9 protein-coding genes are annotated in these 12,642 nt (G+C 61.8%); 2 read left to right on the top strand and 7 right to left on the bottom strand.

Annotated features, from left to right (window positions below):
* Positions 1 to 80: 80 nt before the first annotated feature.
* The 7 genes from ureC to urtA all read right to left on the bottom strand — a co-directional run bounded on the left by ureC (position 81) and on the right by urtA (position 8,224).
* The gene (gene ureC, locus AA105894_RS01810) at positions 81 to 1,796 is read right to left on the bottom strand and encodes an urease subunit alpha (protein ID WP_267310232.1); all 1,716 of its coding nucleotides are present in this window, start codon (positions 1,794 to 1,796) and stop codon (positions 81 to 83) included.
* Between the two features lie 17 nt (positions 1,797 to 1,813).
* Positions 1,814 to 2,569 carry an urease subunit beta gene (ureB, locus tag AA105894_RS01805; protein ID WP_267310231.1) on the bottom strand — a complete coding sequence of 252 codons (756 nt, stop codon included), beginning with the start codon at positions 2,567 to 2,569 and terminating at the stop codon, positions 1,814 to 1,816.
* Positions 2,570 to 2,692: 123 nt separating this feature from the next.
* The gene (urtE, locus tag AA105894_RS01800; protein WP_267310230.1) at positions 2,693 to 3,388 is read right to left on the bottom strand and encodes an urea ABC transporter ATP-binding subunit UrtE; all 696 of its coding nucleotides are present in this window, start codon (positions 3,386 to 3,388) and stop codon (positions 2,693 to 2,695) included.
* A 10-nt stretch (positions 3,389 to 3,398) separates the two neighbouring features.
* Positions 3,399 to 4,139, bottom strand: a complete 741-nt coding sequence (urtD, locus tag AA105894_RS01795; RefSeq protein WP_188426797.1) for an urea ABC transporter ATP-binding protein UrtD — start codon at positions 4,137 to 4,139, stop codon at positions 3,399 to 3,401.
* Positions 4,136 to 5,260 carry an urea ABC transporter permease subunit UrtC gene (gene urtC, locus AA105894_RS01790; protein WP_267310229.1) on the bottom strand — a complete coding sequence of 375 codons (1,125 nt, stop codon included), beginning with the start codon at positions 5,258 to 5,260 and terminating at the stop codon, positions 4,136 to 4,138. The genes urtD and urtC overlap by 4 nt, the downstream gene beginning before the upstream one ends.
* Positions 5,257 to 6,903: an urea ABC transporter permease subunit UrtB gene (gene urtB, locus AA105894_RS01785; protein ID WP_267310228.1), complete on the bottom strand. Its 1,647-nt coding sequence runs from the start codon at positions 6,901 to 6,903 to the stop codon at positions 5,257 to 5,259. Before urtB ends, urtC begins: the two co-directional genes overlap by 4 nt.
* Entirely contained in the window at positions 6,896 to 8,224 is a 1,329-nt protein-coding gene (gene urtA, locus AA105894_RS01780) for an urea ABC transporter substrate-binding protein (RefSeq protein ID WP_267310227.1), read from the bottom strand. Before urtA ends, urtB begins: the two co-directional genes overlap by 8 nt.
* A gap of 122 nt (positions 8,225 to 8,346) precedes the next feature.
* Here urtA and AA105894_RS01775 point away from each other — a divergent pair, with 122 nt between their 5' ends.
* Positions 8,347 to 11,706: a hybrid sensor histidine kinase/response regulator gene (locus AA105894_RS01775; protein WP_267310226.1), complete on the top strand. Its 3,360-nt coding sequence runs from the start codon at positions 8,347 to 8,349 to the stop codon at positions 11,704 to 11,706.
* Entirely contained in the window at positions 11,703 to 12,590 is an 888-nt protein-coding gene (locus AA105894_RS01770) for a response regulator transcription factor (protein WP_188426801.1), read from the top strand. The genes AA105894_RS01775 and AA105894_RS01770 overlap by 4 nt, the downstream gene beginning before the upstream one ends.
* The last annotated feature ends 52 nt before the right edge of the window (positions 12,591 to 12,642 follow it).

The raw sequence follows: 12,642 nt of genomic DNA, 5'->3' as shown, positions 1-12,642 counted from the left end.
TGGAATGAGGGCAACGTCTCGCCTCCCAGGCGGAGGCGAGGCAGCGAAGAGGCTGGCTTGCTGGCCAGCCTCTTTTTGCGTCAGAACAGGTTGAATTTGCGGGTCAGGGGCAGGGTTTCTGCGGGTTCGATGCCGATGGCTTCGCCGTCGATGCGTACCTCATAGGTTTTCGGGTCGACCGTTACCTTCGGTGTCGCATCGTTCAGCTTCATGTCTGCCTTGCCGATGCCGCGGCATTTGCGCACGGCTTCGATGCGCTTGCCCAGCCCGTAAGACAGCACGCCCTGCTCCGTGATAGAGGCCTCGCTGACGAACAGGATCGAGGTGCCTGCCGTGCCGCGTGCCTTGGCCGCAAACATCGGGCGCATCAGCACGGGCTGCGGCGTCGGGATGGAGGCATTGGCGTCACCGATCTGGGCAAAGGCAATGAAGCCGCTCTTCAGAACCAGCTCAGGCCGTGTGCCAAAGAAAGCAGGCTGCCAGAGCACCAGATCGGCAATCTTGCCCTTTTCGATCGAGCCGATCAGATGCCCCATGCCGTGAGCAATGGCGCCATTGATCGTGTATTTCGCGACATAGCGCTTGATGCGGAAATTGTCGTTTCGAACGGAATCTTCCGGCAGCTTGCCACGCTGGCGCTTCATCTGGTCGGCAATCTGCCAGGTGCGCGTGATGACCTCGCCCGCGCGCCCCATGGCCTGACTGTCTGACGTCATCATCGAGATCGCGCCGATATCGTGCATCACCCCTTCGGCCGCGATGGTGTTGGGGCGGATGCGGCTTGCGGCAAAGGCCACGTCTTCGGGGATATGCTTGTCGAGGTGATGGCAGACCATGAGCATGTCGAGATGCTCGGCCACGGTGTTGACCGTATAGGGGTTGGTCGGGCTGGTCGAGCTGGTCAGGATATTCGGCTCGCCGCAGACACGCATCAGGTCAGGGGCATGACCGCCGCCAGCGCCTTCGGCGTGGTAGGTGTGAATGGTGCGGCCAGCGAAAGCCTTGATCGAATCCTCTACCGTGCAGCTCTCATTGATCGTGTCGGTATGGATCGTGACCTGCACATCGTAATCATCGGCCATGGAGAGGCAGGTATCGATGGCGGCAGGGGTGGTGCCCCAGTCTTCATGCAGCTTCAGACCGCCAGCACCGGCCAGGATCTGTTCTTTCATGCCGTCAGGCTTGGAGGAGTTGCCGCGCCCGGTGAATACCAGATTGACTGGAATATCGTCCGTCGCCTGCATCATGAGCTTGAGATAGGCGGGGTTTGGCGTGCAGGTCGTGGCAAGCGAGCCGGTTGCCGGACCCGTGCCGCCGCCTACCAGCGTGGTGATACCGCTCGATGCCGCCGTGAAAGGCTGCTCGGGGCAGATGTAATGGAAATGCGTATCCACGCCGCCAGCGGTCAGGATCTTGCCTTCGCCCGAGATCACCTCGGTATTCACGCCGATGATCAGATCGGGGTCCACCCCGGTCATGACGTCGGGGTTACCGGCCTTGCCAATCCCGGCGATCTTGCCGTTCTTGATGCCGACATCGGCCTTCACGATACCGGTATAGTCGATGACCACCACATTGGTGATGACGCAGTCGAGGGCGCGGCTGGAATCGACGCCGGTCATCTGCCCCATGCCATCGCGGATCACCTTGCCCGCGCCGAACATGCATTCATCGCCGTAGCTGATAAAATCCTTCTCGATTTCGGCATAGAGGCAGGTATCGCCCAAGCGGATCCGGTCGCCGGTCGTGGGACCGAACAGGGAGGCGTAATCGGCGCGCGTAATCTGATAAGCCATGATGATGCTCCCCTGTTTCAGTCTTTGTTGGCGAAGGCGCGGGCACCCACGCGATCGAGCGTGTTGCGGCGATTGGCCGCACCCACCTGACCATCGGCAAGGTTATTGCCGCCGCGAATGACGCGATTGCCGGCAATATCTATCAGGGTGACGGTCTTGGTTTCGCCGGGTTCAAAGCGGATGGCCGCTCCAGCCGGAACATCCAGACGCTTGCCATAAGCCGCCTCGCGGTCGAATTTCAGCCTCGGATTGGCTTCGACGAAATGGAAATGGCTGCCAATCTGGATGGGGCGCAGATCGGTATTGGTCACGTCGATCTCGAGGGTCGGACGGCCCTCATTGAGCGTCAGTGTGCCCTCATCGGCGTCGATGGCGCCCGATACATCCTCGCCGCCGGGGCCGAACAGGGCGGCATCGGGCAGGGGCAGAAAGCTGCCGAACAATGCCAGGGCGAGATCGCCTTCGGCGCGGGTGATGGGTGACTGCACGGCAACGAGCTTGGTGCCATCGGGGAACGTGCCCTCGATATGCACCTGGGCCACCAGATCGGCCACGCCGGGCTGAACCTCACGCTTGCCGAGAATGGTGCCGCCCATGGTCATGAGCTCGGCCACCGAATGGCGCCCGTCGCGGATCAGTTCGAGCAGAACGGTCGAAATGAGCGCCACGGCTTCGGGGTAGTTCAGCCTGAGCCCGCGCGCCAGACGGCGCTGGGCCAGAAGACCTGTTGAAACAAGAGTGAGTTTATCGACTTCATATGGCGCCAGATGCACGATCCTGCCCTTTCGTCCGTGTCGGTTCGCAACCGCGTTTTCGCCCTTGATGGTTAGACAAAAACGGCCGGAACCGGACTACGCATTTCTGCGTAGGGCACAAGGGCGGACGCAGAGGCGGGGTCAGATCGCCACGTAGCGGCGCACGTCGTCAGCCTCGAGTGTCTCGGCTGCTCCGGATACGACCACACGCCCACGGTCCAGCACGACGATCTGCTGGGCGAGTTCGAAGGCGAAATCGAAATACTGCTCGACCAGAAGAATGGCCATGTCACCACGCTGGCCCAGGCTGTCGATGACACGACCGATATCCTTGATGATGCTGGGCTGAATGCCCTCCGTCGGTTCGTCCAGCACCAGCAGGCGGGGTCTGATGACGAGCGCGCGCGCAATGGCGAGCTGCTGCTGCTGGCCACCCGAGAGATCGCCCCCCCGGCGCGCCATCATTTTTGCGAGCACCGGAAACAGGTCGAAAATCTCGTCAGGGAGGCGTCTTTGCCCGCGCGGCAGGAGCGCCAGCCCGGTTTCGAGATTTTCGCGTACCGTCATGAGCGGAAAGATATCGCGCCCCTGCGGCACGGTGGCGATGCCACGACGCGCCCGCTCATAGGCAGGCAGGTTCGTGATGTCTTCCCCTTCCCAGGTGATGCGCCCTGACGAGACGGCATGCATGCCGGTCACGGCGCGTAGCGTGCTGGTCTTGCCCACGCGATTACGCCCCAGAAGGCAGGTGACGGACCCCTGACGGGCTTCTAGCGAGACACCGCGCAGGGCAATGGCCGCGCCGTAATGCATCTCGATCTGGTCAACAGTGAGCATGGCAGCCTCCTTAGCGCCCGAGATAGACTTCGATCACGCGCGGATCAGCGCTGACCGTGTCGAGATCGCCTTCTGCCAGAACCGTGCCCTCATGAAGCACGGTTACGGTCACATCCAGGGCGCGCACGAAATCCATGTCATGTTCGACCACCACCACGCTGCGCGAGCGGTTGATGTCGCGCAGGAGATCTGCGGTGGCGGCTGTTTCTGCATCGGTCATCCCGGCAACGGGCTCATCGACCAGAAGCAGATCAGGCTCCTGCGCCAGCAACATGCCGATTTCGAGCCACTGCTTCTGCCCATGGCTGAGCCCGCCTGCTGGCCGTGTGCTTTCCGGGGCCAGACGAATGGTGGCGAGCAGGGCTTCGATGCGCTGCACCTCCGATGAGGAGAGCCGGGCAAAAAGCAGCTTGTGCGGGCGACGCAGACCTTTGAGGGCCAGAAGGAGATTATCCCAGACACTCAGCGCCTCAAAAACGGTCGGTTTCTGGAATTTCCGCCCTATGCCGAGCTCTGCAATGGCGGGTTCATCCAGCCGTGTCAGATCATGCCCGCGAAACGAGACCGTTCCCGTATCGGGGCGTGTCTTGCCTGTGATGATGTCCATCATCGTGGTCTTGCCTGCCCCGTTGGGGCCGATGATGGCGCGCATCTCACCCGGGGCGAGGCGGAGCGACAGATTGTTAATGGCCCTGAATCCGTCGAAGCTGACGGAAACATCCCGCAGATCGAGAAGAGCGTCGGTCGTCATGCGTTCGATCCTTCGGGGTTGGTGATTTCAGGCGTGACTTCTTCTTCGCGCTTGCGCGGCACGTGGCGCAGCAGCCCCATCACCCCATGCGGCAGGAAAAGCGTGGTGGCCAGAAACAGCGCCCCCAGCCCGTAGAGCCAGAATTCGGGCAGGATGGCGGTGAAGAGCGTCTTGCCCAGATTGACGAGAACTGCACCGATCACGGCGCCGGTCAGTGTGCCACGCCCGCCGACTGCCACCCAGATGACGGCTTCAATCGAATTGGCTGGGGCAAACTCGCCCGGATTGACGATGCCGATCTGCAGCACATAAAGGGCGCCGCCAAGGGCTGCGATCAGGGCCGAAACGACCCAGACCAGCAGCTTGATCTGTTCAGGGCGGTAGCCCAGGAAACGCGTCCGGGATTCCGTGTCACGCACGGCGACCAGCAGCCTGCCATAGCGGCCGCCCATAAGGAAGCGCGCGCCCATCAGCACCGCCCCGAGAATGAAGCCGGTCAACGCAAGAAGCGTGGCGCGTGTGCCGGGAGCCGTCAGGTCAAAGCCCAGAACATCCTTGAAGCCGGTCAGACCGTTATTGCCGCCAAAGCCCATTCCGTTCTGGAAGAAGGCGAGCATGAGCGCATAGGTGAGCGCCTGGGTGATGATCGAGAGATAGACGCCAGAGACGCGCGAGCGAAAAGCCAGCCAGCCGAACAGGCCAGCGAGCACGGCCGGAACGCCCAGCATGAGGGCGAGGCCGATGGCGAAATGGTCTGACCCCCACCAGTACCAGGGCAGGCGATGCCATGAGAGGAAGACCATGAAATCGGGCAGGTCGGGATTGCCATACACACCTCGTGCGCCGATTTCACGCGTCAGATACATGCCCATGCCATAGGCGCCCAGAGCGAAGAACGCGGCGTGGCCAAGGGTGAGAATACCGGCAAAACCCCAGACGAGATCGACCGCCAGTGCGAGCAGCGCATAGGAGAGATATTTGCCGCAAAGCGTCACGACGAAAGGCGAGACACTCAGCGCGCTGCTTTGGGGGAGGAGGCTGGCCAGGGCCAGAACAACCGCCAGCACGACGACGGCAAGCGCCGTCCAGCGTGCGCTGCGAAAGGAGAAGTCGGTGCTCATGATTCGATCCCCCGACCGCGCATCGGGAACATGCCGCGTGGATGACGCTGGATAAACAGGATGACGAGAACGAGCAGCAGGATCTTGCCCGAGACGGCGCCGATAAGTGGTTCGAGACCCTTGCCGCCAATACCCAGAGCGAGAGCGGCCGCCAGACTGCCCCAGAGATTGCCCACCCCGCCGAACACGACGACGAGGAAACTGTCGATGATATAGCCCTGGCCCAGATTGGGGCTGACATTATCGATCTGGCTGACAGCCACACCGGCCAGCCCGGCAATGCCTGACCCCAGCCCGAAGGTCAGGGCGTCGACACGTGCGGTACGGATACCCATGAGGGCGGCCATGCGGCGGTTCTGGGTGACGGCACGCATATGCAGCCCGAGTGGCGTGCGCTTGAGCACGAGTGTCAGAGCGGCCATGACGGCAATGGCGAAAAGGAAGATCGCAAGACGCACGGTGGTGATTTCAAGCCCGCCGAGCGCGAACGATCCGCCCAACCACCCCGGCGTGGTGACCGCCACATTGGTCGGGCCGAACACCGAGCGTATGGCCTGTTGCAGGATGAGAGAGACACCCCAGCTGGCAAGCAGCGTTTCAAGCGGACGCCCATACAGGAAGCGGATCACGCTGCGTTCGATCAGAATGCCAAGCCCGCCACTGACGACAAAAGCGACAGGCAGGGCCAGGATCAGGCTGAAAGGCGCCAGCGCCGGTATATAGGCGGCGACCAGACGCTCGACCATGAATGTCGTATAGGCTCCAACCATCATCAGCTCGCCATGAGCCATGTTGATGACCCCCATCACCCCGAAGGTAATGGCAAGCCCCATGGCGGAAAGCAGCAGGACCGAACTCAGACTGACGCCATAAAACAGATCCTGCCCGTAGCCCCAGAGCTTGAGATGGAAATCGATCGACGCCACGGCCTTGCCTGCGGCTTCGCGTGTCTGCGGGGCAAGGGGGACGAGCGTTGCGGCACGAGACAGCAGCGATTTGGCAGGCAGGCCTCCCTGCGCCTTGATGGCGGCCACTGCCGCCAGCTGCTCGGAGAGCGCAACGGGCGGGGCACCGGGACTGAGGAGAATGGCCGCACGGGCGGCGTTCAGGCTGCCGGTCAGGCTTTTATTGGAGGGATCGGCCAGAGCCTTGTCGAGAACCGGCAGCATGGCGGCATCGGGATGGGCCTGGATCTGGGCCAGCGCATCGCGTCGCTCGGTCTGTGTCCCTTGGGCGAGGAGCAGTTCGGCGCGCGCCGAGGCAAGGGTCTGCCGGACGCGATTATTGAGCCTTACCGGGTGCAGACCGGTCAGATCGGCAGGGGCGTTCTGACCCGTGCGCGCGTCCACAAGACCAGTATCCGTGCGGATATAAATCGTATCATTGCCAGCGAGCAGCTTATGCGCCTCAAGAGCCTGAAGGGCCGCTAGGGCTCTCGCCTCGCCCGAGCGTCCCAGCCTCTCGACACCACGGATAATGGCGTCGAAATGGGTCGATGCCATGTCTGTATAGGCATCGGCCGGTGTCTGGACGGGCGCTGCGACGGATGGCGCAGCCGGGGGCCGGGCAGGGGCCTCCTGTGCATGGGCAGGCTGACAGGCCAGCGCCGTGCAGAAGGCAAGAGCAAGGAAAGCCTTACGCATGGTGCGATCCGAGGCAGGCTTTCTTCTGGGTGTCGTAATTTCCGCAATTGACGGGTGCGGACCAGTCTCCGGTCAGATGCGCGGTTTCAGGCACATAGGGTGACCAAGCCTGGCCCGGCACTTCATGCGGCGTCTGCCAGACAACGTTGAACTGCCCGTCTTCCTGGATCTCTCCGATATAGACCGGCTTGGTGATGTGATGATTGGGCAGAACCTGCGCAATGCCGCCGGTGAGATTGGGCTGGCGCAGCCCCACCATGGCGGCGATGACCTTGTCATGATCGGTCGTGCCGGCTTTCTCGACGGCCTGAACCCAGAGATTGAAGCCGATATAATGGGCCTCCATCGGGTCATTGGTGGTGCGCTTGGGATTTTTCGTGAATTTATGCCAGTCGGCAATGAAGCTCTTGTTTGCGGGCGTGTCGATGCTTTCGAAGTAATTCCATGCTGCGAGCTGGCCCACGAGCGGTTTGGCATCCATACCCGCCAGCTCTTCTTCGCCGACACTGAAGGCCATGACCGGAATATCGGTGGCCGTGATGCCCTGGGCGCCGAGTTCCTTATAGAACGGCACATTCGCATCGCCATTGATGGTCGAGATCACGGCAGTCTTCTTGCCTGCCGAGCCGAACGCTTTCACCTGCGACACAATGGTCTGCCAGTCGGACTGACCGAAAGGCGTGTAATTGATCATGATGTCGGCATCAGCGACGCCCTTGGACTTCAGATAGGCCTGCAGGATCTGGTTGGTCGTGCGGGGATAGACGTAATCCGTGCCGATGAGGGCAAAGCGCTTGGCACCGCCGCCATCCTCGCTCATCAGATAATCGACGGCGGGAATGGCCTGCTGGTTGGGGGCTGCCCCCGTATAGAACACATTGCGGCTGCATTCCTGCCCCTCATACTGCACGGGGTAGAACAGGATGCCGTTCAGCTCTTCGAAAACCGGCAGGACCGATTTGCGCGAGACGCTGGTCCAGCAGCCGAAAACCGAAGCGACCTTGTCAACGCTCAGGAGCTGTCGCGCCTTTTCGGCAAAAAGCGGCCAGTTCGAGGCCGGATCGACCACCACGGCCTCGATGGGGCGGCCCAGCAGACCGCCTTTCCTGTTCTGGATATCCACCAGCATCAGCATGACATCCTTGAGTGTCGCCTCGCTGATGGCGAGTGTGCCCGAGAGCGAATGCAGAATGCCGATGCGGATCGGTTCGCCTGACGGGGGGGCCGCCCGCGCACGATCTGTGCCAGCCAGCATTGCCGCCGAGGCAGCAAGGGTGAAACGGGTGAAGGCGCGACGTGAAAGCGGCGGCAGACGGGTCATGGCTCGGGATTCCTTTTCGGATGCTGCCCGATTTGGTCCCAAAACAAGTGCCGCGGCCTATACGCAGTCTTGCGTATCGTGCGCTATGCTGCGGATATTGTTAACTCGACGATGGAATGAAGATGCCCCTCAATACGCGTCTGCGCGGGGAGGCGCGCCGTCTGCGCATCGTGCGTATGCGGCGCGACTATAATAGCTGGGTCGCCGATCAATCGACCGAGGATTATGCCCTGCGCTTTACGGCCAAGAGCGCGCGGGCCGCGTCACCCCTGCGGGCGGCCCTGACCGCGCTGGGCTCGATCTCGTTCATGGCGCTCGAGGCGATCGGCGCGACGCTGACCCTGGCTTTTGGTTTCGGGAATGTCGCAGCGGCGGTGGCGCTCGTCTGTCTGGTCATTTTTCTGGTCAGCCTGCCGATCACGATTGCGGCTGCGCGCAGCGGGCTCGATATCGATCTCCTCACCCGAGGGACGGGGTTTGGCTATATCGGCTCGACGCTTACCTCGCTGATCTATGCCAGCTTCACCTTCATTTTTTTCGGGATCGAAACAGCCATTCTGGCTGCCATGCTCGCGCATATCGACTCCCTGCCGCCCTGGATGACCAATCTCATAGCGGCTCTGATCGTCATTCCGCTGGCGGCAGGCGGGTTTCGTTTCATCGCGCGTTTCCAGATCCTCACGGCACCGCTTTGGCTTTTGCTCAATACGGTTCCCTTGCTCGCTGCCCTGTTCCTGCATCCCGAATGGCTCGGCAGCTGGGTGCATTTTTCAGGGCCCCCCAAGGTGGCGGGGCTCAATCTGCTCTCTGTCGGCAGCGCGGCCTCGGTGATGATGGTGCTGATCTGCCAGAGCGCGGAACAGGTCGATTTCCTGCGCTTTCTGCCCGAGCGCACGCGGGAGAACCGTTTTGGCTGGTGGGCGGCGGCTCTCATCGGCGGGCCTGGCTGGGTCGTGCTCGATGCGGTCAAGATCCTGGCAGGGTCGTTTCTGGCCTGTGCGGCGTTGCGTTTGGGGCTTGATGCGAGCGAGGCCGCCCAGCCGCAGGCGCTCTATCGTCTGGCCTATGGCACGTTTCTGTCGCCATTTTTCGCCCTGCTCGCCACGTTTCTGCTCATTCTGATCGCCCAGACACGGATCAATCTGACCAATGCCTATGCGGGCTCTCTGGCCTGGTCGAATTTCTTCTCGCGCCTCACCCATAGTCATCCGGGGCGGGTTTTCTACATCTTCTTCACCATCGGTCTTGCGCTGATCCTGCTCGAAGCGGGCATTGTGAGCACCATCGAGACAGGACTTGTTTTCTATGCCGTGCTGGCTACCGCCTGGATGGGGTCGATCGTGGCCGATCTGGTGGTGTGCAAGCCTCTTGGCCTCAGCCCAAAGCAGATCGAATTCCGTCGTGCCATGCTGCCCGATCTCAACCCCGTCGGGCTGGGGGCGACAGTCTCTGGCGTGCTGCTGGGGTTGCTGGCCCTTGGGGGGCGTCTCGGCGTGGCGGCCCATGCTTTCGCGCCGTTCATCTCGCTTGGGGTAGCGCTGTTTGTGGCCCCTCTCATCGCCGTTCTTGTAGGGAGCCGCACCTATCTTGCCCGGCGCCCCTCGAAACATCACGCCCATGCGGGTGAAGCTCATTGTGTGCTGTGCGAGCGCTCCTATGAAGCCCCCGACATGGCTTTCTGCCCGGCTTATGCAGGCATGATCTGCTCGCTCTGCTGCTCGCTCGATGCACGCTGCCATGACCGCTGCAAACCGCCTTCCACCCGGATGGCCCGGCAGATTGCGCGCCCGCTCGATTATCTGCCCAAGGCGATCGGTGCAGGTTTGCGGCATCCTGTTGGCAGGTTTCTCTTGCTCTTTGCCCTCGTCTTTGCCGTGCTGGGCGGGCTGGCTCTGTCATCTTTCGCGCAGGAGCATCCCTATCTTCTGCTCTGCATGGCTTCGGCCATCGGCTCGATGCTGATCCTTCTGGCGCAGGAGAGCCAGCGTGTTGCAGGCGAGGAAACCGAGCGCCAGACGCGTCTGCTGCTCAATGAGATAGCCGCCCATAAGCGCACCGATGCGGCCCTGATCAAGGCAAGAGAGAAGGCCGAAGCCGCAAGCCATGCCAAGACGCGGTTTCTGAGCGGGATAAGCCACGAGATACGCGCACCACTCAACACCATCATGGGGTACGCGCAGATACTCGAAACCGATGCCCGCATACCGGCCGAGCGTCTCAATGCGCTGCGTACCATTCGAGAGAGTGGCGACCATATGACGGCATTGCTGACGGGGCTGCTCGACATATCCCGTATCGAGGCGGGGCGTATCGAGATCTATCGCGATCGTATTCCCTTTGCGCAGTTTCTGGAATCCGTTGCGCAGATGGTCCGGCCGCAGGCTGCGGCAAAAGGGCTCGATTTCGTTTTCGCACCCGGTACTTTGCCAAAAATGGTCAATGGCGATGCCCACAGGCTGCGTCAGATCCTGCTCAATCTGCTGTCGAATGCCATCAAGTTTACCGATGCGGGCAGGGTGACGCTCAGTGTGAGCTGGCGCAGCCAGATTGCGGAATTCGTGATCGAGGATACCGGGCCGGGCATCGCGCCGGAGCATCACGAGCGTATCTTCGAGCCTTTCGAGCGCGCTGCGGGCGACGCCATACCGGGCACTGGTCTGGGCCTGACCATCACACGGCTGCTGACAGAAGTGCTGGGGGGTGAACTCACCTTTTCCTCTTCACAGGACCCGGCCAGCCACGGCACGCGCTTTAGGGTAAGGCTCTTTCTTTCGGACCGCGAGGAGAATGCTCCCCAGCGCCTGATGCAGCTCCCTGTCGCGTATAAGGGACCGCCGCGTCGTATCCTGATTGTCGATGACAACCCCCGTCATAGGGAGATGCTGACCGACATGCTGACGCCGCGCGGGTTTGAGATCGAATGCGCGGCCAATGCGCTGGAATGTCTCAATCGCCTGTCGCTCTATCAGCCAGATCTGCTGCTGCTCGACCTTTCGATGCCGGGCATGAACGGGCGCGATCTGGCGCTGTCGATCAGGGAGACGCATGCGGGTGTCATGCCGATCATTTTCATTACCGGGAACATGGCGGAACTGGCTGCCCAGCGTGTGCCATCGCTTGATGACTGCCCCGTGCTCGGCAAGCCGGTCGATTTTGTGGCGCTTTTCGAGGCTATGGGGCGTGTTCTCGGGCTGGAATGGACGCTTCGTTCAGAAAGCACGGACTCCGATCCGGCATCTGAAGATCTGTCGCCTCTGCGCGACGAGGCGCCATCGGCGGAAGAACGTCGCCTGAGCGGTGAAGAGCGCGAGGGGCTGCGTCATCATCTCGAACGCGGTGATCTGCGCAGTTTCCGTGCGGCGCTGGACGAGCTGGAACAGGCGGAGCCAGCTCTGATGGAGGCTCTGGTGCCTTTGCGTGAGGCCGCGCAGGGCTATCGTCTGGCCGAGCTGGCAACAATGCTTGCAGGAGAAGACGCATGACGACCGAACGCCCGACCATATTGGTGATCGATGACGATCCGGCGGCGCTCGGCATGATGGATGCTGCGCTCGACGAGGCGGGGTTTACGGTTCTGCTGGCGCAGTCAGGCGCTGCAGCCTTTGCCATCATGGCGCATCGACGGCCCGATCTGGCGCTGGTCGATGCCATGATGCCGGGCATGGATGGATGGGAAGTCTGCGCCCGCATGGCAGCCGAGCCCGAGCTTGCGGCAGTGCCGGTGATTTTCATGACCGGGCTGACTGAAATCGAGCATGTGCTTCGGGCTTTCGATGTCGGCGCGCAGGATTATGTGACCAAACCCTTTCATTTCGACGAGGTGCTTGCGCGTATCCGTGTGCGTCTGGCGGCGAGCCAGCAGGTGCGGGCTGCTCATGCCGCGCTTGACAGGGCCGGGCGCTATCTGTTCGGGCTCGACATGCAGCGTCGGCAGATTGCCTGGAGCACGCCTCAGGCTGCAGAGCGTCTTGCGCTCATGCCGGTGGATCTCTTCGATGAGCTGGCCACACCCGATCTGGACGATCTGGCTCCCGGCACGTTGCTGGGCCATTGGGTGGTGGAAGACACGCCGCACAAGATCCTGCTTGTCGGGCGCGAAGGGCCGGAAATCCTGCTGCTCAAGATTGCCCCCGTTCCTGCTGCGCCGGAAATTGTTCTGCAGAAAGAGCTCGGGCTGAGTGCCCGCGAGGCGGAAGTACTGCTTTGGATAAGCCGTGGCAAATCGAGCCGCGACATTGCCGATATCCTCAAGGTCAGCTCGCGCACGATCGATAAACATACCGAGCAGCTCTATAACAAGGCCGGGTTCAGCGGTCGTGCCGCTGCCGCCGCAACTGCCTCGCGCCTGCTTCGGGAAAACGAATAGAGAGACTCCGCCTGTTCCCGACGGAGGGCAGGAGCTGTGCAAGGATCAGGCT

It is taken from the genome of Asaia spathodeae NBRC 105894 (genome assembly GCF_025994195.1).
In the GTDB taxonomy this organism is placed as follows: domain Bacteria; phylum Pseudomonadota; class Alphaproteobacteria; order Acetobacterales; family Acetobacteraceae; genus Asaia; species Asaia siamensis.
The sequence above is the reverse complement of the archived record's forward strand: the minus strand, read 5'-3'. Positions and strand labels throughout refer to the sequence as shown.